This is a genomic window from Haloarcula rubra (assembly GCF_019599465.1).
GTDB classification, from domain to species: Archaea; Halobacteriota; Halobacteria; order Halobacteriales; family Haloarculaceae; genus Haloarcula; species Haloarcula rubra.
On sequence record NZ_RKLR01000004.1, the window covers coordinates 173,142 to 197,064 of the forward strand.

Below are 23,923 nucleotides of genomic sequence, written 5' to 3' on the forward strand. Positions count from 1 at the left end.
ATTAGTTTGTTCCCGTCCACTTGGTCCCACAATCCTTGTCCGACTTCTTGACTCCCCGCCTCGAAATAAACCCACATTGAGATATTGTCGAACGACCCGGAGTTATGGAAAGAGCCTTCCATATACTCCTTACTGTGGAGCTCTAAAGCGTAGTCGTCGTTAACGGTGTGGTTCGTCGTTATCCGACCAACATCGTTTATTGAACAACTACCGTCGCAATGGTACTCATTCAAATCTCCGTCTGCAAATTGGTCCAAATCCGTCCCGCCATAGGGAGTAGGAGAGCTTGCCGCTCCCGCAATTTGGGCCGCTCCAGATGCTATCAACAGTATCGCGATGCCGCCGGTTTTCAGTAGCTTTTGCCAATCTCTATCATCTTTGTTTGTCATTTAGTGTAGCACCTCCGAAACTCGATTGACGAACTGTCCAACCGCCGACACGGCACTCCCGACGTCGACGACGCCGCTGTACGTCCCGACGACCGCCAGTACCAGCACGACGAACCCGATGAGCGAGAGCACTCGCGAGTACCGAGCGAGGACCACGAACGCGTCGGCGGCCTCTCGCAGGTACCACAGGCCGACGACGACCGCCGCCAGCCCGCCGATGGCGACGCCCTCGACGCCGACGTGACTCGCCAGCAGTTCCAGCAGCGATTTCACGAGCTCGTAGACGACGGCAGCCATCACGCGGACGCACCTCCGCAGTACTGTGTGCGCGTGCCCCCGGGGGGCCGCTCGTGTCCTATCGGAGTAACGCGCGCGTGCGAAGCCGAAATCTCGACCGGCTTCTCGCGGCCGCTCGACCCCGATTTCGGTTTTCGACCCCTGCCCCCTGCTCGCTCAGATTTTTTAAAAATTTCTGAGCGAACAGCGATTTGCTCAAGCACTGCCGACCGCCTCCTGCCAGTTCAAAAAGTCGATGCTGACCTCGGCGTCCAGTCGGGCATCGCCCTTCATGTTCGGCCACTTGAGTTTCGCAAAATTCGGCGCCTTCCACGGCATCCCTTCGCCAGTGTCCATGTCCGAGGTCAGGTCCTCGTTCAGTGGACACGAGCGGTCGCCGGGCAGCGTTCGGCCCAGTGGCGGCGAGTTACCGTTCATGGTCAGCCGCCAGCGAATCTTCTGGCGGGCGAACCGATGGACTTCACTCAGTGCGTGGGCCTGGTAGGAGAACGAGAGCCCCTTTTTCCGGGCGTCGGCGTACTTGTTCCTGAACCACTTGATCTTGTCATAGTGTTCGTGTGCGTCTTTCTCGGCGTCGGCGTCGAGGATGTTCCCCGCTTCGTCGAGGTTGATGAACGTCGGATGCACGAACACGTCGCCCGTGATCCGGTGGGCGACGAACGCGAACCACCAGTGATCCGCGTCAGTCGGTTTCGTCGGCCCGTCCTCGTCGACGGGCGTCGTCATCCGGTAGTCGAAGAAATTGAACTTCGAGACGTCGCGACAGCCTCGATGCAACGGGTCGGGGAAGACGACGTAGAACTGCCCGGGCAGCAGCTGGCTCATCAAGTCCTGCACCGACTCGTAACGGATGACGTCCCGCGTGATGTCTTCTGGGCGGACCTCGAACTCGTCGACGCCGTGGGCTTCGGGCACGATCCGGACCCGCGTGTTCATCCCCTCGGGAATGGCTAGCGTCGCGTAGGGTGCGAGTGCCAACCATTCGGTCCGCTCGTTCGTCCCCGACTCGTCGACGGACTCGGCCCAGATGCAGGTCTCGTTGTTGACCTGCATCCGCCACATCACCATCGACAGTGCCAGCGTCGTCTTGCCGCCGCCGGGCTCGCCGTGGATGAACATGTCGGTCCCTTTCACCGCGCCGATCCGGTTGACCCGGCTCGGCTTGTCGGCGATCCACTCGAAGACTTTCGCTCGATACGGCGGGTAGCGCTCCAGTGCCTCGTGAGAGAGGCGGGCGTTGTCCGGGTGGTAGTCCACCTTCCCGGCCAGTGCCCGGAGGAGTTCGAGATCGCGTTCATCCGTGTAGACGAGGGCGTCGACGAACGCCTCTGGATGTTGGGCGATGGACATGGGGACGCCCTCGGCGTCGTGGAGATACTGGTGGAGCGGCTTCTTGCCGAACCGCTTGTGGATGTCCTCGCCGTCGTTGTGGTTCTTCGCCGCCGGGTCGCCCAGCGCCTGACACGACGTCGTGTGTGGCTCCGTGAGCGTCCGTAGCTGATCCCGGATCTGGGGCTGTGAATCCGCCTTCTCCGGGAGTATCTGTTCGCTGATCGTCTGTGACTCTGCGCTCTCGTATGGTATCTGACTCATCACCAATCAGGTTGCTCCGTGTCGTTTCCAGCGCCTTTCTCGGGCAGTTCGCCAGCCCGGCCGATGCGCACGCGGACGCCAGCTCTGAACTTCGGGAGGAGGTGCGTAGCCGCGAAGAGCCGCCGCGACCGCTCGTGCTCTGGCCTGTCGCCGGTCAGCACGTCGACGGTCGCGCCCTCCTGATAGACGCGCTTGCCCCACTCTGCGCCGAGTTCGCCGTGCGTGGCATCCAGCACGTCGCTACTCCAGCCGATAACGGCCGGCTTGTCGTCGAGGCCCTCGAGTAACTCGGCCAGTACCGACTGTTGAAGCTGGTCGAGTTCGGTCAGCCCAGGTCGCATCCCGATGTGCTTCTGCTGGCGTGGGTCGTGCGTGTCGCCCTCGTCAGCAGATTCGACGTACTCGGTCACGTCGTTCCGGAGTTTCCGGAAGGCGTTGCGGTGGGCTGGCTGGACGTGGGTGACGAGGATGCGCTCGCGAACGTCCTTCGCAACCGCTTCGTCGAGGTCGCGCATCGGTCCCCGGCGTGCCGACGGCCGGAGCATCGCCCCGAGGAGAAGGCCCTGTTGACCGCGGAACTGGCGGGCCATGTCAGCGTACATCCGGCGGTCGAGACGGCCGAGCGTCCGGACCGTCATCTCCTGGAGCCACTCCAGCACGCGGTCTTCCGAGCGGAGGCCCGCCCGGAGTTCGTCGGCGCGGTCGCGCACGTTCGTTTTCAGCGTGACCAGTGCGGGCGTGTACGACGAGTCCTGCGCGTCACTCATCGTTATCACCCTCATCGGCAGCCAGCGAGCCGTTCGTCGCCTCGCGGCGGTGATCGGTCACGCTCTCGTCGGTGTCGTCGTTCCGGATCGCCGCCGGCACCTCGCCGTCGGGATCGTAGGACTCCTCGATGAGCGTGCGGTCGTGGTCGGCGACCTTCTCGTCGATTGCGCGTTGCTTGCGGACGCGTTCCCGGTCGAGTTGGTCTTTGACCTCTTCGAGGTGTTTCGCGTCGTCGACGTCCTCGGCGAACTGGACCATCGTTCCGAACGCCGAGCGGAGATGCATCGGCGCCGGACGGACCGCGGCCTTGCCGTCGACTGGCGTCGCCAGCCACACGAGAAGGCCCATCGTCGTGACGGTCGTGACTGGCCAGAACGACGCCAGCCCGTAGTGGACCGACCCGATAGCCAGAACGATAGCGCCGACGATAGCCAGCCACTCACCGCCGTGGTCGCGGTCCAGCGGCGGCCAGTCGATCGTCCAGTGCTCTGGCTCGTAGAACAGCAGTTTCTCGCTCTCTGGGTCGACGACGAACATCTCGTCCCATTTCGACCCCTCTTTCAGCGGCACGCGCGTCCGGAGTTGTTCGACGTTCGCGAGTCGAGCGCTCTTGCCGAAGACGCGGGCGAGGAAGGGGAACAGACCCGATTTCACGACTGCGACGCCGTGCTCGGTCCGGACGATCTTCTCCACATCCATCTCGCCGTCGATGATGTCGTAGGAATTCTGCCCCTCACGAGTCGGGCTCTCGGCGTGTTCGAGCGTGGGGCGGAAGAACACCGCCTTGCTGACGTTGTTCGTGTACGTCTCCAGCAGGATGATCGCAAACAGCCCCACGACGTACAGTGAGACGACGTACTGGGCGTTTACGACGAGCGACGCCACGCCTTCGTAGAAGAGCAGGCCACCGAGGCCAGTCCCCAACGAGAGGGCGATGATCCACGGCGTATAGCCGTACTGCGGGCCGATTCCTGCTTTGTCGAGTCCCTGTTTGCAGAGCCAGCCGACGGCGAACCCACCGACGACGATGATCGCTAGGAAATCGACGATGACGCTGGCGATGTAGTCACCGGCACTGTTGATGTCCACGGACTGCGTGGTAGCGATGCTCTTGTGTCTGAAGTTCGCCCATCGCGCGTACTCTTTGCCCTCGATCCACATCGTCACGCGGACTGCCTCGTCGTGCTGGCGGAGTGGGATCTTCACCGTGGGCCGCCCTCGCTCGAACGTGACGTCGTGCGTGACGTGCGTGACGTTCTTCGCGACTGGGACCGTCGTGGTCGTGTTGCCGCGCTGGACCGTCTTCTGGCCTTTCTCCCAGTAGGCGACGTGGACGGTCTCCTGCTGGTCGCCGTAGGTCCAGGTGCGGAGATACACGGCGTTCCGGCCGACCGTGTGGCCGGGCGGCAGGTACTCGCCGCTATCGGTCGCACCGGGGTTGGCGAAGGGGTTGTTGGCCGGCCAGTAGACGACCCAGAAGAACTGGTCCTGGCCCATCCGGACGCTCGGTGGGGAGTTCGCCTGTCGCGGGCCAGTCTGGGTGAGGTCGTCGAGGGTCAGGCCACTCTCGTCGCTGGCGCTGGCGTTGCCGGCCGTCTCGTTCCCGACCTGTTGGGCGTCGACGGCGCCGACGACCGGTGAGAGGACCAGCAGGCCGACCAGCGCCAGCAGCGCGATGGGTGCCCGGCTCATGTCGTGGTGAGCTCCTCCACGTACCGAGCGCGTCTGTCGACCCGTTTCAGCGCCACCAATAGGCCCAGCACTGCGAGGACGGCGAACCCGGTCAGCGCGTACTGGCCGGCCGCCGCGGTCGCCGCACCGATGTACGCCGCCGCGCCGAGACTGGTGAGCGTCGCGATCGCCTCCGGCGCGATCTGTGGGTGGGTCAGCGTCGCCAGCGAGTACGGGGCAGTCATGCGACCACCACCCCGACGTCGAGGGCGGTCGACACGGACTGTGCCATCACTTCGGCCCCGCGCTCGATGATGACTGCCGGCCCGCCGCCGATGGATTGCGCGAGACCGTTCACGAACTCGCCGAACGCCCGGCCGGCGTCGCCGCCCCAGTTGAAGATGCCGTCCAGCAGGTTCTGGACGCCACTCGGGACGGCGTCGGGGAGTGTCGGCGCCCCGCCAGGGCCGCCCTTAGGTGGCATCGTCCACCTCCGCCGTGCGGATAGCTTCAGTCTCGACGTGGCCGACGAGGAGCCGACTCTCGGCGTCGGCAGCCGCACACTCGCCGGAGCAGTAGGTCCACTCGCGCCGATTCCGCTCCGTGACGACCGTTAGCGGGCCGACGCTGGCCCGTCGCGGTGTACCCGATGCACGGACCTCCACGAACTCACTGACGCCGTCGCGACTCGACTGCGACCGGATGTGCCCGCCGCACGCCTCGCAGTGTGCCTCACACTCCGGTAGGCCGTTATCGTAGGCCAGCATGGCACCGATGAGTGCGAAGAACCCACCAGCGACGAGGCCGACGAGCGGGTCATTCCCGAGCATGACCCACTCGACAAGCGCCTTTCCGATGGCCCACAGGCCGACGCCAGCGATCACGAGTCCCAACCAGCCACCGAGCGAGAGGTCCGACAGTCGGACGTCGTCGAACTCGACGAGGTCAGACATACTCGTCCACCTCCACGACGAGGAAGACGAGGCCGATGAGCGCCAGTGCGATGCCGACGTACTGGGACACGGTGAGCGAGATCGCGCCCGACAGCGCTCCAGCGCCGAGGCCACCGACCGCGAAGTTACTCACGAAGTACGGGTGACTGACGACGAACTCGATAGCCATGCCGACGAGGTCGCCGAACTGGACGAGGCCCATCATCACGGCACCGCCGACAGCCATCGCGATGGCCGTTACCCACTGCGTGGTTCGATCCCACGAGACGCTGAGATCCTCGCTCCGGGCATACGCGACGGCGAACCGGAGGAGGAACACGGTGCCGAGGATGGCGACGAACGCGCCGATGCCGGCCACCGGATCCATCGTTGGCACTATCGGCCACCTCCCGGCCCGCTGTTGGTTCGCCCTCTCCGTGAGGGGATTCGATCCGTTCGTTTCGTGTGTGTCGTGTGTTTCATCTATTGTTGAACCACTTCTGAGCCCGGTCAAGGCCCTTGTCGGCGAGAATGACGACGTACAGCACCGCGGCGGCGACGAGAAGTTTCGTCCCGAGTTCCGCATAGCCGAGTTCCGGGAGAATCGTCGCCGCCGTCGTCGCGACTGCTGGGAACCAGTAACCCGACGTCGCCGACAGCAGGCCCCAGAGCGGGTCGAACAAGCCGAGGCCGAGGCTCCCGAGTGCGCTCAGGATCACCGCCCCGCCTGTCAGCGGATGTAGTACGAGATTTTTGAGTCGTTCCATGGTCAGGTCCCGGGAATCAGCATGTACAGCTTCCAGGCGATCGCCGGCAGGCGTTTCAGCAGCTCCCAGCCGAGGTACACGAGCACGGCCGTGAACCCGACTGCGAGTATCGGTGCGGCCCATCCAGCGCTGGCTATTACCCCCGCAATCGCCTGCTGGACCGCTGAGTACGCACCGAGCAGATCGACACCGAGTGCGCCGAACACGTTGATGAGCGTCACGCGGATGACGTCGAACGTGCCAGCGACGACGTCGAACATCGCCAGAATCGTGTTCACGCCGAAGGCGCCGACGTTCAGCACCGCGTTGATGATGTACGCCGAGATGATGCTCCCGACGAACGCTACCGGATTCGTGGCGAACTGAAACAGCGTCTTCGCGACGCTTTTCGGCGCTCTCAGCGTGAACAGTGTCTCAGTGTCGTCAGCGGACACGAGACACCACCCACGCTATTGGAAACAGCGTTGCCAGCACGATCATCAGCGCCACGACGTAGCCGGCAATCCCGGCGTCGGCGACGTACGGTATCGCCGCCGCGAACCCGCGGTTGATTATGACCGCCGGCAGGCCGTAGACGACGCCGACCGCCGTCGCAGCGAACTCGGTGAGGCCGGACAGCAACTCTAACGGGACGTTGACCAGCGACAGAAACGCCGAGATAGTCCCTCGGAAGTACGCGAGGATGCTCGCCCCGAAAATGAGGGTCAGCAACCGCCCCCAGCGGATCGAGACGCCGTTCTCGGCGATGTAGTCGCTGATTTCGACCATGCTATCCCTCTTCCTCTTCTTCGGAGTCGGTCCAGCCCGGCGTCGGCACGTCGAAGCCCGTCCCGATCAACGGGAAGAAGTTCGTCGTGTCCTCCTCGCTGATGTACGCCAGCAGGACGTAGAACGCCAGCAGGACAATGGCGAACCCGAAGACGAACGACAGCGGGCTGGCGAACCGGCCACCCGGGCCAATCGAGAGTGCGCTGGCGATAGCCCCGAAGTTGATGATCTGGGCCGTCCCACCGAATACCGCGTTGATGAGGTCGCCTGCGGCGGCGATGAACGCCTGCGTCGGGACGATGAACACGTCTGCCAGCGTGAAGATGCCACTGGCGAGCGCCGCGCCGAACGCGAACAACACGGCGCCGATCCCCTGGAAGAGGACGGCACCGATGCTGCCCGCGTTGGCCGCCCGGTCGAACAGACTCCGGACTCGTGGCCCACCAGCCGACACGATCAGGACCCTCCGAGCTTCCGTTTCAGGCCCACAGCGCCGAGGATGACGCCGACGACGCCGGTTACCTGTGCCCAGATGGACGAGAAGAACCCGCCGCCGGACGTCCCGGTCGGACCACCGGCCAGCGACTGCAGGATCGTGTCGATCTCCTCGTCCTGATAGAGGATGACCATGTGGACACGGTAGTTCGTATCAGCGCTGGCGTCGGCGACGAACGTCGCCGTCGAGCCCTGCGACCCCAGCGTGTCCGTGACGCTCGCGTAGGCGCCGTCCTGGTCGGTCAGGTTGCCGAACTCTTCGTCGGTGTCGGTGCCGGTCGCCACCTCTGCGATAGCGTAGCGGGACTCGACGAGGCCCTGTTCGAACTCCAGCGTGATCGTGCCGTGGCTCAAGTCGATGGCCGACGGCACCTCCATGTCCGCGTACAGTTCCAGCTTCTGCGGGTAGTTGTAGTCGTCCGCCGATGAGACGTTCGTTGAGTACTCGTCGGAGTCCGTGATGTCCGAGAGCTGGTACTGGACGTCGTAGACGTGCAGGTCGTTGATGACCGCGTCGTCGTAGATACCGCCCAGCGTGTCGAGGTCGGTGATGTTCGCGACGCCGCCCTCGTAGTAGTTCGTGACCGTCGTCGTCTCGAGCTCGCCGTCGCCGTCAGTGTCGCGTTCGATCTCCGCGAGGTCGGCCTCGCTCTTCTTGTCCAGATCGAGGCCGGCCATCGTAACGGTCACGTCGTTGTCGACGCCGACGATCTCGACTTTCTGGATGCCGTCGAAGCTGCCGTCACCGCTGCCGGCCAGCGGGAGGTTCGCCAGCTTCTCGGCGAACACGATGCCGTTGCCCGTGCTGTTGGCGGCGATGTCTTCGGCGGACGCGTCGGCCGAGCCGTTGATCTCGGCGTAGCGGTAGTCGCCATCACTGTCGACGGCGCGGATCTCGGCCGTTCCCGAAAGCGTGTCGACGTTCAAGACCGTCGTCAGCACGCGCTTGTTGGGGTCCGAGTCGATGGACACGTTGTCGGCGTAGGTCGCCGTCGCGGTCTCGCCGCTGGCGATGGTAGCCGCGAACTCCAGCTTGTCGACGCCGTCAGCGTCGGCGTCGCTGACCGACATGGACGAAGACGCTCCGGAGGATGTCGTCCAGTCCGATGCGACGGTCCAGTTCGCGGAGTTCGACGACTCCCCATCGATGCGCGGGAACAGGTGATACGCGTCGGCGTCGATCTGGTCGAAGCGAACGCCGACAGGCGTGTCCTGTGACTGGTTGACCGTCGCCGGCAGCGAGGTCAGTTCACCGGAGTCGTTGTAGTACTGTGTTGCCGAGGACATCTCCGAGTTATCCCACTCGTCGATGACGAGTTCATCCTCGACGGCTGTCGGGTTCGGCGCTTTGTCCGAATTGAAGTTCAGGCCGGGCGCCGCGGTGGCGGTGCCGGCGATGGGCGATGCGATAACGGTCAGAGTGAGGAATACGGCGAGTATTGCGCGTCTCATTCGTTCTCTGGGCGGTTCCGGTCGCTACCCGTGGTTGGCTGGTCGGTGCCGCCGTCTGTGGCTGGCGACGGGATCGGGTGGTCTATGTCGGCTTTCGCCCGATCGACGGCGCTTCGGGCACCCTGCTGGCCGGCGACCCAGAGCGTCCCCAGCACGAGCGGGAGTGCCAGCAGCACTGCCGACAGGCCGGCCCAGTTCGCCGTAGCGAGGATGGACGCGATGGTCGCGTAGCCGGCCAGATGGACGAGGGTGGCGCGGTCGTTCATGTGTCACCCGCGAGGAGTTCGGCGGCGAGGTCGCGGCTGGCGCCGGCCGCCTCACGGCGTGCTCGCTCGCGCCTTCGCTCGTCGACGTTTCGCCACTCGGTTCGGAACGGTCGATTCGCGGTCTCGGCCGCGCTGTCCGGTGGTTCGTCGCCACCGGACGTGTGGTCGGTCATGGGTAGGGGTACAGGCCCGCGGTTCGACCGCGGGTTGCCCGCGAATGCGAGTCTCAGGCCATATACCCGCCGCTGAGTACACAGTAAATACACCGCTGGTGCACCAGCGTCACCATAGAAGATACGTTTAATAACCTAGATATGTCTCCTCCACTATGCAGAAGCTCCAGAACCGGAACGGATCTGGTGTGGTGACCGTGCCGAAGAATTTCCTCGACCGCGACGGCCTCCTTGACGAGGACGGCGAACCGGACGAGTCGCATCTCACTGTCGATCGGTTGGGAGAGCGTGCCTACTTCGTCCGCGTGTGTGACGGCGACATTCCCGAACTCCACGAGTGTGAAGTCATTCAGCGTGTCGCCGCCGAGCGGATGCTCGAAGAGGACGTGTTCGGACGGCGGCAGGGCGAGTAAGCTTTCTACGAACAGACAACGAAATCAGTCACTTATCTTGGCATACTGGCGTCTGGCCTTACGATTTGAATTGCGAACTGAATTGACAAAGAGATACACTGCTATCCAGAATCCGAGTGCATAGGCTATATGAGACAAGACAAATATCGCCAGTTCCAGCTCTAACTGTAGATTGAAGATTTCCGCTCCGGTGATGAGAAAAATCCCCCCGAACATTATTTGCGGAGAGAACCCTCTTTGCATAAACCAAAAGCGTGTGGATAGCCCCACGATACTGATGATAACCGTGGCGACAGTCCAGTACAGTCGCACGGTATCCCGTATTCCGAGGTCTAAGCCACCCCAGATTGTGAAATAAATGACGCCCCACAGTGACACAAGTAACAGGAACAGTATCAGGAGATGACCAGCGATCTTCCGCTTGAATCCACCGCCTGACGGGAGCGAGCCATTCGAAACGAAATTATAGACTTTACGGTAGAAATTGACCGCGACCGCTCCCTGCATAAACGAACCAAGCAGGATGATTCCAACAACGACAGTGTTGAACGAGGCTGTCTCTCGTGCGCCCCAGATCGTAAGTCCGGTTCCAATACCGAGTATGAGCGTACCGAGAACTCCTTTCGGAGCTTCTACAGCGAACTCACTATCGGGATCGATGAACGGCAGTCCCCACGTAACAAGGACAGACCCAACAGTTACGAGAACTATCGCCAGCCACGGCGGGAAGTAATCAAAGAACCACGAGACGACCATCACGCAACCTCCTGAAACCGGTCCTGTAGCGATTGAACGAGGATGTACGCGACCGGCAACATCAGCACCAGTGGGAGCGCAACGGTGCTATCTGCGAGTGAATATCCGAGGAATATGTCGCGGGTCATATCCATATTGTTTATTTGCCAGACCAATACCGGTGGATAGATGACAGTCATCACCAACCAGAGTCCAACAAAATTGTCCAGATCGTCGGCAGCTATTAGATACGCACCTGTTGCCGCAAGATATGTTCCCAACAATACCAGTGGTGGATAAATCTCGAAGACTGGTTCCAACCACTCGATATTCCTACCGAAAATCAGAACACCATTCCATAGCTCATCGATTGGCATTCATTTCATTAGCGAGTGTTCGAGTCAATAAACTTTGATTATCGGATTGAACGGGAGACAGCGACCCCTATCGATCTCTTGCGTAGCGGTACAATCGTACGGAGGATGATTTCTCCACAATCGGGCTACAGAGAGATGTTATCGAACGCATCATCGATGACTGACTCACTGGGTGCGTTCAGATACGGTTCTATCGCTGCGAAGCTCTCCCAGCCGCCGACTGCCATCACCACGCGTGGGTTCATCTGCTGGTCGACGAGGAGTCGTTGGGCGAACCGGCGGCGGAGATCGTGCGTGCTCACCTTCTCGAAATCGGCGTCGCCGGTCTCGTCGGCCGCTCGCTGGGCGGTCCGGCGGACCACGGCCCGGACGCCCGGCTGTGTCAGGTCGACGTACGGGTCTTTCGGTACGATGTTGTGCTCGTTCTGGTAGCGCTGGAGGTCGCGCTCGACGCTGTCGGGGAGGTAGGCGTCGCGTGGCTTCCCGCCGTTCCCGCTGGTGTCCTTGCCCGAGCGGACCCGGAGGCGGTACTGGTCGCTCTCGGTCTGTTTGACGTCGACGGGACTGACTTGCGGGATTTCGAAGGCGCGCAGGCCGACGAACGCGCCCAGCTGGATGATGAGGTCGTCGCGCTGGCTGGTGGTCGCTCGGCGGAGGTCCTCGATCTCGCTGTCGGTGAGCCAGACTTTGTGTTCGTTTCCATCGGTGGCTTCGATTCGCATTACGGTTCCTTGAGTTTCCGCTAGGAAAGGCGTTGCGGAGGTCTGGACACACCCCGCGTACCGAGTGAAAATACGAGTATCTGTTACGACTTGTATAAAAAGTCGTTATCTTCTCCACGGCCGTCAGAGTATGTATATTGCGAGTCCGGCTAAGATGACGAGCAGTAGAATCGTTAGATAAAAGCCGAGATTGCTATCTCCTGACCCTGGTTGGGCTGGGGAACTCGTGGCTTCACGCACGTTTGAGATCGTTTCGACATCATCGTCGGGGTGTGTGTACTGATTGTCGCTGTCCTCGGATGGTTCTGGGGCTACCTTCTTGAACTCCTCTGTCCCGCAGACTTTGCACTGTTCACGCTCTTCGGTGTGTTTCTGCTTGCACTTTTTACAGTACCAGACTTCTTCCTGGTGTTCTGACTCCGATGTCGATTGTGTCGTCCGCACCTTTGAGGACGCCCCTCGCTCCTCGCGATATTGGGTAAACACAGTGTGCTCACACTCAGAACACTCAGAGGGATTGGACCGATAGGTTTCTCCACAACGGTTACACTCCCACTTGTCGCTTCGAAACAACCCCATATCGTTATTCAGACACCCGGAATCAAGTATTAGTACCGACTATTCAGACAATCCGTTGCTGCATTGTGATTTATATTTGGCACTGTCCAACAGGCCACCAATGCTGTGGGTGTGTGACAGATGTGGGACTATCCACTCTCAGAACCCGCTGGAGTGTCGAAAATGTGGCCATCGAATCCTCGATCCGATCCAGCCCAACGAGTACGAACGAAAATACGACGAGAAGCCCCCAGAACCTGTTGATGATGCAATTACGATGGGTACCACATCAGAGCCAGATTTTGAGTCCTCACCAGATGTAGCTGTAGACGGATCAATCTCTACAGAGGACAGGGAAGAAGTAGATAGCAGTCAACAGCAAGAGGACAGTGGTTTACTCGCCCGGTTACGGAATTGGTTATCCTGAAGATTTCGGCTCATTTGACAAGCCGTTACTACCTGTCCGTGTCGTCAGTAGACCCGTCTGGGATGTCTGGAGGTTGATCCAGCTGATAGGCTGCGGCGGCACTCAGTCGCCATGACGGTGCATCGCCATGTACTGCCTGCCCGTTCGTCACCGATTGAATAAACGTCCGGATCTCCTGCTGGAACTCAGTATCCCGCTCTTCGGCTATTTGAACTGGTGATTGGGGACGGTCCGGCCGTTTTGTGCCGCGGTTGATGACGTACGTTCGTGCAAACGCCAGTCGGAGGTGTTCCGGCCCGTTCAACAGATACAGCGGTAGTGAGAGCGGAGTCTCGCTGCTTTTCACGCCCTTCGGAGCGCCCAATGCATACAACAGACGGCCCAGCACGCTTGCATCCGTCGCTGGGCGGAGTTCGGTTGCCCGTCCGTCGTCGGCCTCGCGAAACGCCACAGAACCGGTTCCGATTCGATCCAATGCTTCGGTGGCTACGCTTCTCGTCTCGTCCGTCACTGTCAACGCCGGGACCCAGTTATCGTTGATACTCCCGCCGCTGAAGATCCAGGCGACGAGGACGTTCAACGTCTGGAGGGTAGGTGAGTCCCAGTCGAGATTAAACCAGCCGTTGCGCTGGGCTTTCTGCATCCCACGGACTGCATCCGGACGGCCGTCGCCGTCGACCCACGACCGGATTCGGCTTCGTGGCAGGTTCAATGCTGACGCGACGGCGGTCGACCCTTTGTTCGGGTTCTTCGCCGTGTACTTCGTGACTTCGTGATACTGGCGGACGAGTTCGACTGGTGTGGCCTCGCTACTCGTCTTGTAGGTCTCGATGAAGGCCTGTATGAGAGTGTCTGTGTCAGGTGGGTGCGATACAGGCATCTGATAGCGTTGTTCTGAAGCGGGAACGCGAGGTAGAAAGCTGTTAGTGCTTAGGCGTCCGGACCGGACCACTCTGCGAGCGTCGCCGAATTGTCGCCCTGTTCCGATCGGTACGTGACCCTGACGTTTGCCTGGTCGAAGTTGCTCCCGTCCTGTTCGATTGTTACCGAGGCGCCAGCAGAGATTTCGCTGCCGTCACCGTATGCGTCGAATTGGTCCCACGTAGCTGAACTCACTGGGCCAGATAAGCCGGTCCCGTCGAAATCTTCATTGGAAATTACAGTGAGGGTCTGCGCCTCGATAGTGTCACCACCGTCATGCGTGATATCCAACTGTGGCGTACCGGAGCTATCGTAGTCGAAGCTGAAGCTCGCCTGTGGGGCTGTATTGCTGACCTGGTCGCCCAGACCGAGAACGAATGTTGCAATCACGGCCGCGAGGATCACGGTGATCGCGACCATGAGGATTACGCCTATGACGGGTGAGACACCCTGGTCGTCGGAGAGTAGTTTGCGAATTTCCATTGTTGTTCAACGGAAAGCCGGCGACAGAGTTTTGTTAGTTCCCTAACAACCACTGTTTGCTGTTGGGTGGTTCTGTCCACTCGACTTTCTCGTAGTATCCAAGTTAGTAGCCACATACTTAAACCCATCACGGTGATTACAGAGTCTGAGAACGCCCACCGTTTCAAATGCCTGATAATCGGAGCGGTGCATTATTCGGACATATCAGGGTCTAAGAGTGGATTTCAACTCAGTCTTGAAGCGATGAAATCCAGACTTGAAAATGGGAAATTGCCGAACGGTAGTATATCTTTATAACATTCGATATTATGGTAGTTTACGTACAACCTATGGACCTGAAAGCACTGATTAACGACGACGATGCGGTTTCGCCTGTCATAGGCGTGATCCTCATGGTCGCCATCACCGTCATCCTCGCGGCCGTGATCGCGTCCTTCGTCCTTGGACTCGGAGACCAAGCACAGCAGACAACGCCTCAGGCGAGCTTCAGTTTCGACTACGAATCAAGTTCTCACAGCTTAGGCGGGACGACCTACGATGGATATCTTGATGTAACTCACGATGGAGGCGATTCCATCTCAATAGACGAAGTGTATATCCGTGGTAGTGGTTCCAACACTACTGATTCATGGGCGAACATCGGAAGTTCAACCTCAACGAATAGTGAAGTGGCTGCTGGAAACTCACTCACGCTTTCGACTCAAAACGACTACAACATTCGAGTCGTCTACCAATCACAAGAAGGCGATAATTCCGCAACCCTCGGTCAAGACAGCGGCCCTGAAGCATAGCTAAGACGTTCAATCCTATTTTTAACACGCAAGTCACACACTCAGCAGTCGCTGAAGTATCACTTTCACTCCGGACGTGGCTCACTTTTTAATACGCATCTGGCAACCAGTCGGAATGTAATGATCACCGACGCCCGTGCTATCGATCCCGAGTACGTACCTCGTGACCTCCACCACCGCGAAGGTCAGATAGATCATCTTTCGTCGATACTCGCGCCATCGTCGCTCGAATATGCAGAGGATATCTGTATCTTCGGCCCCTCTGGCGCTGGCAAGACGACCGTCACGAAGTACACGCTCGGCCAGCTCGAGCGCGAGATGGTGGACCTCCGGTGGGGCTACGTGAACTGCCTCCGTGACAACTCCGCCGGCGCGGTCGTCCATGCCTTCGCCCGCGACGTCGGTGTCGGCGCGGATCTCCGGTCGGAAGGGACGCCGACGTCGACGGTCATCCGACGCCTTCGAGACCGCGACCAGCAGTTCATCGCCGTCCTCGACGAGGTCGCCGTGATCGATGAGGAACCACTGCTGGCGTTGTACGAAATCCCGAACGTCTCGCTCATCTGTATCACGACTGCTGAAACGGAGTGGTTGAACTCGCTGGATCAAGCCGCCGCATCACGGATGCAAAGCGCTGCCACTGTCCGACTGGAGAAGTACAGCCACTCGGAACTGGTCGACATTCTCGACGCCCGTATCGTCCACGGGCTAATCTCCTCTCGCGTCGCCGATGGTGCGATCGAACACATCGCCGACCTTGCGGCTGGCGACGCCCGGGACGGTGTCGCACTTCTCCGGCGGGCAGCGCTTCACGTCGAAAGCAATGAGATGGGTGAGCTGACTCCGGAGGTCGTCGACGCGGTCGCGGACGACGCCGAACAGGATATCCACCAGCGTCGTGTCCGGTCGCTAGGGACGCATCAGCGGCTGCTGTTTCGCATCATCGACGAGGCGGGCGAAATCGACGGCGGGACGCTTCACGCTCGATACGAAGAGCGGGCAGACTCGCCAAAATCCCAGTCGTCACGGAGTCGGTATCTCCGGCACCTCGAACGGTACGACCTTATCGAATCCGAGGGGTCGACCCGAAATCGGTGCTACCGCTCGGTCTCGACTTTTACCCAATCGTAGAATCGCCAGAGGGCGGTTCTTTTACCCACTTTCACCCATCATTTACCCATTCGTTCTCCCTCTCAAACTCGGCCGTGTCAGTCCAGATTACGCATCCAGTCGCTCGAAATAGCACTTTCGCCCACGCGTCCGCCCCAGCGCTTTTACGAGGGGTTTCCTCGACCCGGATATGTCACGTGCAACGACGCCAGACCGCATCGAGCGCGAGAAAGTCGAGGGCAAGCAGGCGACAGCGTACTTCTACCACACCGACCCCGACTACACCGCGCGCATCGAGGTCGAGCGCGAGGAGCGCTGGGAGTTCGGCATCGACGACAAGGCCGTCGCGACGCTGCTGACGACGACCGACGTGGCTGACGACCTCCTCGTGGAGCCGGATATCCCCGAATGGCTGGTTGAGTCGCTGCACGGGTTCGGCATCGAGGAGGTTGAGGCGTGAGGATGGCAGGAAAACGGCCGTCGGCAGTGGGGGGTGGGGATGTCGGTGGGGTTCGTCGCCGACGGCCTGTTTCGACACCGACAGCCGCTCTTGAAAAACGTAGCGGAGTGGTCTATTCGAGAGTCCTGTGGAATCTATTCGTTTGGATCAGGCTCTTCCCGGAGATCGGCCTCGCCACGGAGGTAGGCCTTCCCTTTCTCTGTGATTGCGAAGTATCTCCCCTCACCGGGAAGTACTCGAATAAGTTCCGCAGATTCAAGCTTTGGGACGCGACGAGTGACGGTCTTATACGAGATTTCAATCCCTCGATCCTCGAAATTGTTAGCAATCCCGCGAAGATTGTGACCGGCACCAGTATCATCCAGAAATTCAAGGATGACATCGTCGCTTCCGGTCATCCACGGTGCTCGGTGCCGAGACATAGAATCTTGGCCGAAGAGCCAGCTAAAACAATCTTCGGTGCTAGACACACTGTCCTTTCTATTAGACATAGTGTCTATTCTTTACCCCAAATACTAATAGTAATGGCCAATCATTTGGACACACAGGTCGGCGCGACGCTCCTTCGGGGGTCGTACTCTCGTGAAAACGGATGCGACGCCGTGTCACCAGCACGGGCGTCGCGTCGGTCTACCTCAGACCGTATGACTATCAACGAAACGGGGCTTGAAAAACGCCCCGCACGGTTCACGACAGAGTCGATTGATAACCGAGCGGTTTCCAGTCCGTATCCATCGACTAGGGGCTACTGTCCGATCTGTGGCGAGCCCATCGATGGATTCGACGCCGACGGGCGCACAACCATTACCCTGTGTGGCCACAGCGCCGCTGAGCGAACGCGAGACGAGATTTTGGAGTCAGCATGACTAGGAACACTTCGATAGAGGCGCGTAGCGACGACGAACTAGAGACCGTGCTGGCGTGCCCGGAGTGCGATACGACAGGTATCCGATCGACGGTTCGAGACACGACCGAGCACGGCTACGCGTGTCGACACTGTGGCGCGACGTTCGACGTGCCGGTCGAGCGCCAACCGTACGACCAGTCCGGTCTGCCCGGCGTCGCCGGCCGACTGGACCGGATGGACCCCGACGACGTCGACGACCAGATGGTCACCGACGGCGGGCAAGAGCTGGTCATTGTCTCGTCGTCGGCCGGCCGCCGAGGGAACACGACGTACCACCGGAGCGACCAGTGTGGGTACGTCCAGCGGATGGCTAAGACGACCGAGAAACCACTGGCCGCACTCGCTGGTCACTACGATCCGTGTTCGAGTTGTGCGGTCGGCGACGTCGACGAGGAGTAGCGAAACGTCGGTTTCGGCGGTTCGGGCCCACAGGTGGCAGCTCGGTTCGAGTCCGAGCGGGTCCCTCGACAGCGAGCGCGTGTCAGCTTGGAACCCTGGTCGCGCTCGCTGTCACGCAGAGAGACCCATGTACACAATCACAGACTACCGACACGAAACTGTCGGAGCGAAAAGCTGGGACAGCAGAGGAGGTTTCAAGTCGTGACCGACGGCGATGACGAGGATGTCGAGGAGCTCCTCGACGAGATGAGAGACATGCTGGGCGAGGACGACCTTGACAGCACACCTCCTAACGAGGCCTTCGACCTCTGGATACAACAACAGGATAGGGCAGAGTCAACTCTCCAATCCTACCAGTACCGTGTCAAGCCGTTCCTGGAGTTCCTGACCGAGAAGGGTATCGACGACCTGAGTGAGCTGACAACGCGAGATGTCAAGGAGTTCGAGGCCCGGCGTTGGAACTCAGATCTCCAGCGGACGACAATAAACAACCAGTTCGGGACGCTACGGCAGTTCCTCAAGTACTGCCGAGATCTGAATGCGGTGTCGGATGATGTCGTTGCAGCACTGGATGTTCCAGACTTGTCGAAGGAACAGCGCGTCAATACGGTAAAACTGGTTACGGACCGGGCTCAGGAGATTATCGAGAATCTGGACCGGTATCGGTATGCCTCACGTGAGCACGTTCTGACGTTGCTACTCTGGCGTACGACAGCTCGTATCGGGACGCTCCAGTCACTGGATCTGGACGACGTCTACCTAGATGATGAGGATCGTGAGAGGCTCCGAGCGGAGTTAGAGGGCGACGGATACGCCCCGCACGTCGTCGAGAACATCCTCAACGAGTCGTCATTACCGTTTCTCTTCCCGCGACACCGTCCTGAGAGTGAGACGCCGTTGAAGAACAAGGAGGATGGCGAGCGCGTCATCAATATCGCGGACTGGGTGGCTGAGGTCATCCAGGGCTACATACAGGTGAACCGTGACGAGGTGACCGACGACTACGGACGGGAGCCGCTGCTGACTTCACAGAAGGGATCGGGACGACTGTCGAAGTCGGCGATGCGGAACTGGATTTACATCTTGACTCAACCCTGTGAGTTCGGTGGCCCGTGTCCGCACGACCGCGATCCGGAAGAGTGTGAGGCTCGCGAGCACGGTCACGGCTCGAAGTGTCCGAGTTCACGGAGCCCGCATAAGATTCGAACTGGCGCGATTACGCATCACAGAGACCACGGCTGGCCGGTTCCAGCCATTTCGGAGAAGGCGAATACGAGTGAGAAGCTCATCGAGGGAGTGTACGACCAGCCGGAGCAGCTGGTCCGTGGCGCTTCTCGGCGTGAGCATCTTGACAAACTGGACGATTCGGACGAACCTTGATCATGATACTGGCATTCGGAACGGGTAGTTTTGGATGGGATTCGCTAGACAGCAAGCCAATGAACTCGGCGGTCCCACTCCAACTTATACGACAGCGGCGCCGTGTCCGCTGTCTCGTTCCTCAGCCGGGTAGCACGAGCAGTCTCGTTCGCACCGGTGCAAGACGCGACAGTACACGACCCACGGAACTGCCGTCGTCACCGACGCGACGACGGTCACACGACTCGCGTCAGCGGTCGCTCGGTACCGGATTCAGCTCCGCGTCAGTTGAATCAGGCCCTGTTTCAGCGCCGCCTCGAACCGTTCGTCTAGGCGCATGGACTCCCAGCCGTCGGGCAGTTCCTCGGCGGGCAGCGACTCCAGCGAGTCGACGAGCGAGCGGTGGAGAAAGCGGCCGTTCTGCCCGCACTCGTCACAGGTCCGGATGATGGACCGAATCTGGAACGGGCGGGTGACCGTCGTTTGGCAGTTCGAACAGACGTACGTCTCGGACACGAGACACTGTACTACCCCCACCCAGTCGTATGTTACGTCTCACGGTCCGGCCGTCGATTCGGCCGGCACGGACCGCCGCTCGGTACTGTACTGCCGATAGACCGAGCGAGAGCGACGCGTTCGGTCGCTCCCGTCTCAGTCCCACTTCGCACCGGGGTTGGTCACGGCGCCGTTGGCGGCCGACCCGAAGTCACGGTAGTCCACCTTTTTCGTCGTTGGGTGCGCTCACGGTGTTCGCGCACCACGCCTCGAAAAACGTGGGCGAAAACGACGGGACGCTCACTCAGTTCGCGTCCCGTGGAATCGGTCGGGTCGCTCCCGTCTCAGTCCCACTTCGCACCGGGGTTCGTCACGGCGCCGTTGGCGGCCGACCCGAAGTCGCGGTGGTACTTCGCCAACACGCCGTTCGTGTAGTTCGGCTCGGGGTCGTCGCGCGCTTCGAGGCGCTGTGCTATCTCCTCGTCGGAGAGGTCGATAGACAGTTCGTGGTCGTCGACGTCGATGGTGATGGTGTCGCCGTCTTCCAGTGCCGCGATGGGGCCGCCGACGAAGGCTTCGGGGGCGACGTGACCGATGGAGAAGCCACGCGTCGCGCCGGAGAAGCGCCCGTCGGTCAGCAGTGCCACGTCCTCGGAGTGGCCCTGTCCGGCGACGGCGCTCGTGACCCCCAACATCTCGCGCATTCCGGGGCCGCCCTGCGGCCCTTCGTTGCGGATGACGATGGCGTCGCCGCTCTCGACGTTGCCCTCCTGAACGTACTCCATGGCGCTCGACTCCTCCTCGAAGACGCGGACCGGCCCCTCGTGGTGGAGGTGGTCCTCGCCGGTGATCTTGATGACCGCGCCGTCGGGCGCGAGGTTGCCCGAGAGGATGCGGATGGCCCCGCGCTCGTGGATGGGGTCGTCGACCGGGTAGAGGTAGTCCACGTCCAGTTCCTCGATGCTCGGCGGGTCGACGGCTTCGAGTTCCTCGGCCATCGTGTTGCCGGTGACGGTGAGCGCGTCGCCGTGGAGCAGGTCCGCGTCGAGCAGTGCCTGCAGCACCACGGGAACGCCGCCGACCTCGTGGAGGTCGTTCATCACGCGCTCGCCGCCGGGCTGGAGGTCGGCGATCTTCGGCGTCCGTGCGCTGATCTCGTTGAACGTCTCGATGTCTAAGTCGACGCCGGCTTCCGCCGCGAGCGCCAGCAGGTGGAGGACGGCGTTGGTCGACCCACCGACGGCGACCTGCAGGGCGATGGCGTTCTCGAAGCTCTCGATGGAGAGGAAATCGGAGGGCCGGCGGTCGTTCTCGACGACGTCTAAGACGAGTTCGCCGCTCTCGCGGGCCACGTCGTAGCGGGACTCGTGTTCGGCCGGCGGCGACGCCGACCCCAGCGGCGCGAACCCGAGTGCCTCGGAGATGGAGGCCATCGTGTTCGCGGTGAACATCCCGCCACAGGACCCGGCACCGGGACAGGCCTGTCGCTCCATCTCGTCGAGTTCGTCCTCGGACATCTCGCCGTCGGCGACGGCGCCGACGCCCTCGAAGACGTTCTGGATGGTAATCTCGCGGCCGTCGTGCTCCCCGGGCATGATAGAACCGCCGTAGAGGAAGACGCTCGGGAGGTCCGTGCGGATGGAGGCCATCATCATCCCGGGCATGTTCTTGTCACAGCCACCGATGGTGACGAGGCCGTCCATGCGCTCGCCGAAGGAGACCAGTTCGACGGAGTCGGCGATGACCTCACGGGAGATGAGCGAGGCCTTCATGCCCTCGGTCCCCATCGAGATGGCGTCCGAGATGGTGATGGTGCCGAACTCGATGGGCATCCCGCCGGCGGCGTCGATGCCTTCGTAGGCGGCGTCGGCCACGTCGTCCAGGTGGACGTTACACGGCGTGATGTCGGCGGCGGGGTTGGCGACGCCGACCATCGGCGAGGCGAGGTCCTCGTCGTCGTAGCCCATCGCGCGGAACATCGCTCGGTGGGGCGCCCGTTCGGTGCCCTCGGTGACTTCGTTGGAACGGAGGCTCGGGTCCTTCTCACCGGGCTCCGACGTCTCGTGGTGTTCCTGCTGGCTCATACACCGACGAAAGCCACCAGTCGTCTTAAACGCCCTGACTATCGCCTTCGGTCGGGTGCTGGCGACCGTCGCTGGCGAATCCCTCCGGTGACAGTAGGTTCTTTCCCCGGCGTCTCTAACGCCGCCGTATGGCGACGGTCACGACGGCGGCGCGACTCCACTTCGGCTTCCAGAACCTCTCGCTCGCACACGAACGCCTCTACGGCGGGGTCGGACTGGCGCTCGACGAGCCACGGTTGGTCGTGGAGGCCACCCCGGCCGACGGGGTGGACTGTGACGACGACGAGGCGACGCCGTACGCCGAACGCGTCGTCGAGGCGCTGGACGTCCCCGGCGCACGCGTCCGCGTCGAGGACCGGTTCCCGCGCCACGTCGGTCTGGGGAGCGGGACGCAACTCGCACTCGCCACACTCGTCGCCGTCGCTCGCGCCCACGAGACGACGGCCGACGCCCGCACGTACGCGCCTGCACTGGGTCGCGGCGGTCGGAGCGGCATCGGCGTCGCCACGTTCGAACGGGGCGGGTTCGTGGTCGACGGCGGCCACCCGACCGAGCGGTTCACCGCCGAACCGCCGGCGGAGGGCGACTGGGAGGTACCGCCGATTCTGGCCCGCCACGACGTGCCCGCCCACTGGCGGTTCGTCCTCGTCGTCCCGGACAGCGACCCGGGACAGAGCGGCAGCGAGGAGGACCAGAGCATGCGACAGGCCGTCGAACGGGCCGACCCCGGCATCGCCGACCAGATAGCGACGTTGCTCACCCGCCGCCTCCTCCCCGCTATCGGGACCCGTGACCGCCGGCAGTTCGGACAGGCCGCGGCCCGCCTCGGACGACTCAACGGCGCGTGGTACGCCGACGAGCAGGGCGGCGTCTACCGCCCGCCCGCCGGCACCATCGTCGAGCGTCTCGCCGAGGCACCCGCCGTCACGGGCGCCGGGCAGTCCTCGTGGGGGCCGACGGTGTGGGGCCTGACCGACACCGACGGCGTCGCCGCGGCCCGGGAGGCAGGCCGAACCGCGCTCGACGCCGCCGGCGTCGGCGGCGAGGTCCACGTCGCCGCCCCGCGGAACACGGGCGCGAAACTGGACGAGTAGGACCGTCTCCGGCCCGTGAGACGGCCGACGGGCGGGACTGTCTGGCCGGGTGTTCGGGCGCCATCGGCGACGCCGCGGTAAGCCACAGTTACTACGAGAGGGCAAGCGTTTAAGCGACCACACGGGTCAATGCGTGTATGGAGCGCATCCCGTTCGGTGTGAAGCAACTGGACGGCATCATCAACGGCGGCGCACCGGCCGGTAGTGTCGTCCTGTTGGCCGGCGAGGCGGGGGCCGGGTCGCGGGAGTTCATGCACACGAGCGCGGTCATCAACGGACTCAGCCACGTCGACGAGGAACTGTACGACCTCTACTACGGGACGCCCTCCGAGTCGGCGGTGCCGCCGGAGGAGGTCCACTACATCTCGTTCACCGCCAGCGAGGCGCAACTGGCCGACGAGATGCGACTGGCGATGGACGAGGACCTGTTGGAGACGGCGCTCTCGGGCGTCGAGTTCCACGACATGTCCGAGCGGTTCTTCCACATGAGTCCGGTACCGCGGTCGTGGTACGCGGAGCAGACGCCCAACATCAAGGACCTGCGGGCCCGCCACGAACGCGACGACCTGTTGGGGGCGCTGGGGTCGAAACTTAGCGAGGTGGCGTCGGGCAACCTCGTCGTCATCGACTCGCTGTCGGACCTCGTCAGCGCGATGGGCGAGGACATCGACTGGGTCGACATCACCTTCCTCGTCGCCGGCCTCCAGAAGGCGGCCCACAAGTGGGGCGGCCTCATCCTCCTGCATCTCAACTACGAGACGCTCTCGGACACCCGAGAGGGGCAGTTGAGCGACGCCGCCCACGGGACGATGGAGTTCTCGTGGGAGTCCGGCGGGTCCACGCGGGCACGGACGCTCGTCGTCAAGCAGTTCCGCGGCGTCCTCTCCCAGATAGAGGACGAGGACATCGTCCAGTTCGAGACGGAACTCGGCGACGCTGGCTTCGACATCAGCGACGTGCGCAAGATTCGCTGAGCGCCGACAGACGCCCGACCCGACCACTCGCTGGTAGTTTCGC

At 61.8% G+C, this 23,923-nt stretch carries 32 protein-coding genes; 8 read left to right on the top strand and 24 right to left on the bottom strand.

The features are described 5' to 3' along the window. Positions 1-389: 389 nt before the first annotated feature. From EGH21_RS12595 to EGH21_RS12665, 15 genes are all read right to left on the bottom strand, one after another. On the bottom strand, positions 390-686 hold the full coding sequence (locus tag EGH21_RS12595) for a hypothetical protein (RefSeq protein ID WP_220618831.1): 297 nt from the start codon (positions 684-686) through the stop codon (positions 390-392). A 195-nt stretch (positions 687-881) separates the two neighbouring features. Continuing rightward, complete coding sequence (locus tag EGH21_RS12600) at positions 882-2,279, bottom strand: hypothetical protein (RefSeq protein WP_220618832.1); 1,398 nt, start codon at positions 2,277-2,279, stop codon at positions 882-884. Further along, entirely contained in the window at positions 2,279-3,046 is a 768-nt protein-coding gene (locus tag EGH21_RS12605; protein ID WP_220618833.1) for a hypothetical protein, read from the bottom strand. Before EGH21_RS12605 ends, EGH21_RS12600 begins: the two co-directional genes overlap by 1 nt. Continuing rightward, positions 3,039-4,739: a hypothetical protein gene (locus EGH21_RS12610; protein ID WP_220618834.1), complete on the bottom strand. Its 1,701-nt coding sequence runs from the start codon at positions 4,737-4,739 to the stop codon at positions 3,039-3,041. Before EGH21_RS12610 ends, EGH21_RS12605 begins: the two co-directional genes overlap by 8 nt. Further along, a complete protein-coding gene (locus tag EGH21_RS12615; RefSeq protein ID WP_220618835.1) occupies positions 4,736-4,963 on the bottom strand; it encodes a hypothetical protein in 228 nt (75 codons plus the stop codon). Before EGH21_RS12615 ends, EGH21_RS12610 begins: the two co-directional genes overlap by 4 nt. Next, positions 4,960-5,202, bottom strand: a complete 243-nt coding sequence (locus EGH21_RS12620) for a hypothetical protein (protein ID WP_220618836.1) — start codon at positions 5,200-5,202, stop codon at positions 4,960-4,962. Before EGH21_RS12620 ends, EGH21_RS12615 begins: the two co-directional genes overlap by 4 nt. Then, on the bottom strand, positions 5,192-5,671 hold the full coding sequence (locus EGH21_RS12625; RefSeq protein WP_220618837.1) for a hypothetical protein: 480 nt from the start codon (positions 5,669-5,671) through the stop codon (positions 5,192-5,194). The genes EGH21_RS12620 and EGH21_RS12625 overlap by 11 nt, the downstream gene beginning before the upstream one ends. Then, complete coding sequence (locus tag EGH21_RS12630) at positions 5,664-6,047, bottom strand: hypothetical protein (protein ID WP_220618838.1); 384 nt, start codon at positions 6,045-6,047, stop codon at positions 5,664-5,666. Before EGH21_RS12630 ends, EGH21_RS12625 begins: the two co-directional genes overlap by 8 nt. Before the next feature lie 82 nt (positions 6,048-6,129). Next, positions 6,130-6,417: a hypothetical protein gene (locus EGH21_RS12635; protein WP_220618839.1), complete on the bottom strand. Its 288-nt coding sequence runs from the start codon at positions 6,415-6,417 to the stop codon at positions 6,130-6,132. 2 nt (positions 6,418-6,419) lie between these two features. After that, positions 6,420-6,851, bottom strand: a complete 432-nt coding sequence (locus tag EGH21_RS12640) for a hypothetical protein (RefSeq protein ID WP_220618840.1) — start codon at positions 6,849-6,851, stop codon at positions 6,420-6,422. Then, on the bottom strand, positions 6,841-7,185 hold the full coding sequence (locus EGH21_RS12645; protein ID WP_220618841.1) for a hypothetical protein: 345 nt from the start codon (positions 7,183-7,185) through the stop codon (positions 6,841-6,843). The genes EGH21_RS12640 and EGH21_RS12645 overlap by 11 nt, the downstream gene beginning before the upstream one ends. Before the next feature lies 1 nt (position 7,186). Continuing rightward, positions 7,187-7,639: a hypothetical protein gene (locus tag EGH21_RS12650; RefSeq protein ID WP_220618842.1), complete on the bottom strand. Its 453-nt coding sequence runs from the start codon at positions 7,637-7,639 to the stop codon at positions 7,187-7,189. A gap of 2 nt (positions 7,640-7,641) precedes the next feature. Further along, positions 7,642-9,132, bottom strand: coding sequence for a hypothetical protein (locus EGH21_RS12655; protein ID WP_220618843.1), 1,491 nt, complete (start codon positions 9,130-9,132; stop codon positions 7,642-7,644). Next, complete coding sequence (locus EGH21_RS12660; RefSeq protein ID WP_220618844.1) at positions 9,129-9,398, bottom strand: hypothetical protein; 270 nt, start codon at positions 9,396-9,398, stop codon at positions 9,129-9,131. Before EGH21_RS12660 ends, EGH21_RS12655 begins: the two co-directional genes overlap by 4 nt. Next, the gene (locus EGH21_RS12665; RefSeq protein WP_220618845.1) at positions 9,395-9,571 is read right to left on the bottom strand and encodes a hypothetical protein; all 177 of its coding nucleotides are present in this window, start codon (positions 9,569-9,571) and stop codon (positions 9,395-9,397) included. The genes EGH21_RS12660 and EGH21_RS12665 overlap by 4 nt, the downstream gene beginning before the upstream one ends. A gap of 155 nt (positions 9,572-9,726) precedes the next feature. On the opposite strand from EGH21_RS12665, the gene EGH21_RS12670 reads away from it, so the two are divergent. Continuing rightward, on the top strand, positions 9,727-9,984 hold the full coding sequence (locus tag EGH21_RS12670; protein WP_220618846.1) for a DUF8053 family protein: 258 nt from the start codon (positions 9,727-9,729) through the stop codon (positions 9,982-9,984). 24 nt (positions 9,985-10,008) lie between these two features. Here EGH21_RS12670 and EGH21_RS12675 read toward each other — a convergent pair whose 3' ends face one another. From EGH21_RS12675 to EGH21_RS12700, 6 genes are all read right to left on the bottom strand, one after another. Continuing rightward, positions 10,009-10,740, bottom strand: a complete 732-nt coding sequence (locus EGH21_RS12675) for a hypothetical protein (RefSeq protein WP_220618847.1) — start codon at positions 10,738-10,740, stop codon at positions 10,009-10,011. After that, entirely contained in the window at positions 10,740-11,096 is a 357-nt protein-coding gene (locus EGH21_RS12680) for a hypothetical protein (protein ID WP_220618848.1), read from the bottom strand. Before EGH21_RS12680 ends, EGH21_RS12675 begins: the two co-directional genes overlap by 1 nt. Before the next feature lie 125 nt (positions 11,097-11,221). Beyond that, positions 11,222-11,818 carry a site-specific integrase gene (locus EGH21_RS12685; protein ID WP_220618849.1) on the bottom strand — a complete coding sequence of 199 codons (597 nt, stop codon included), beginning with the start codon at positions 11,816-11,818 and terminating at the stop codon, positions 11,222-11,224. A 123-nt stretch (positions 11,819-11,941) separates the two neighbouring features. Then, positions 11,942-12,262 (bottom strand): hypothetical protein, encoded by a 321-nt coding sequence (locus EGH21_RS12690; protein WP_220618850.1) that lies wholly within the window; start codon positions 12,260-12,262, stop codon positions 11,942-11,944. A 569-nt stretch (positions 12,263-12,831) separates the two neighbouring features. Then, on the bottom strand, positions 12,832-13,683 hold the full coding sequence (locus EGH21_RS12695) for a hypothetical protein (protein WP_220618851.1): 852 nt from the start codon (positions 13,681-13,683) through the stop codon (positions 12,832-12,834). A 50-nt stretch (positions 13,684-13,733) separates the two neighbouring features. Continuing rightward, a complete protein-coding gene (locus tag EGH21_RS12700) occupies positions 13,734-14,207 on the bottom strand; it encodes a type IV pilin domain-containing protein (RefSeq protein WP_220618852.1) in 474 nt (157 codons plus the stop codon). Between the two features lie 329 nt (positions 14,208-14,536). Here EGH21_RS12700 and EGH21_RS12705 point away from each other — a divergent pair, with 329 nt between their 5' ends. The 3 genes from EGH21_RS12705 to EGH21_RS12715 all read left to right on the top strand — a co-directional run bounded on the left by EGH21_RS12705 (position 14,537) and on the right by EGH21_RS12715 (position 16,568). Continuing rightward, a complete protein-coding gene (locus EGH21_RS12705) occupies positions 14,537-14,998 on the top strand; it encodes a type IV pilin domain-containing protein (protein ID WP_220618853.1) in 462 nt (153 codons plus the stop codon). A gap of 120 nt (positions 14,999-15,118) precedes the next feature. Continuing rightward, the gene (locus EGH21_RS12710; protein WP_220618854.1) at positions 15,119-16,129 is read left to right on the top strand and encodes a Cdc6/Cdc18 family protein; all 1,011 of its coding nucleotides are present in this window, start codon (positions 15,119-15,121) and stop codon (positions 16,127-16,129) included. A gap of 169 nt (positions 16,130-16,298) precedes the next feature. After that, entirely contained in the window at positions 16,299-16,568 is a 270-nt protein-coding gene (locus tag EGH21_RS12715; RefSeq protein WP_220618855.1) for a hypothetical protein, read from the top strand. 134 nt (positions 16,569-16,702) lie between these two features. Here EGH21_RS12715 and EGH21_RS12720 read toward each other — a convergent pair whose 3' ends face one another. After that, positions 16,703-16,966 (bottom strand): ArsR family transcriptional regulator, encoded by a 264-nt coding sequence (locus tag EGH21_RS12720; protein WP_220618856.1) that lies wholly within the window; start codon positions 16,964-16,966, stop codon positions 16,703-16,705. Between the two features lie 464 nt (positions 16,967-17,430). Here EGH21_RS12720 and EGH21_RS12725 point away from each other — a divergent pair, with 464 nt between their 5' ends. Continuing rightward, entirely contained in the window at positions 17,431-17,874 is a 444-nt protein-coding gene (locus EGH21_RS12725; protein WP_220618857.1) for a hypothetical protein, read from the top strand. A gap of 201 nt (positions 17,875-18,075) precedes the next feature. Then, positions 18,076-19,254, top strand: a complete 1,179-nt coding sequence (locus EGH21_RS12730; protein ID WP_328765627.1) for a tyrosine-type recombinase/integrase — start codon at positions 18,076-18,078, stop codon at positions 19,252-19,254. Positions 19,255-19,506: 252 nt separating this feature from the next. Here EGH21_RS12730 and EGH21_RS12735 read toward each other — a convergent pair whose 3' ends face one another. Both EGH21_RS12735 and ilvD read right to left on the bottom strand, forming a co-directional pair. Beyond that, entirely contained in the window at positions 19,507-19,749 is a 243-nt protein-coding gene (locus EGH21_RS12735; protein WP_220618858.1) for a hypothetical protein, read from the bottom strand. A 323-nt stretch (positions 19,750-20,072) separates the two neighbouring features. After that, positions 20,073-21,812, bottom strand: a complete 1,740-nt coding sequence (ilvD, locus tag EGH21_RS12740; RefSeq protein ID WP_220618859.1) for a dihydroxy-acid dehydratase — start codon at positions 21,810-21,812, stop codon at positions 20,073-20,075. A gap of 128 nt (positions 21,813-21,940) precedes the next feature. Here ilvD and EGH21_RS12745 point away from each other — a divergent pair, with 128 nt between their 5' ends. Next, positions 21,941-22,906 (top strand): beta-ribofuranosylaminobenzene 5'-phosphate synthase family protein, encoded by a 966-nt coding sequence (locus EGH21_RS12745; RefSeq protein ID WP_220618860.1) that lies wholly within the window; start codon positions 21,941-21,943, stop codon positions 22,904-22,906. A 137-nt stretch (positions 22,907-23,043) separates the two neighbouring features. Beyond that, the gene (locus tag EGH21_RS12750) at positions 23,044-23,880 is read left to right on the top strand and encodes an RAD55 family ATPase (protein WP_220618861.1); all 837 of its coding nucleotides are present in this window, start codon (positions 23,044-23,046) and stop codon (positions 23,878-23,880) included. The last annotated feature ends 43 nt before the right edge of the window (positions 23,881-23,923 follow it).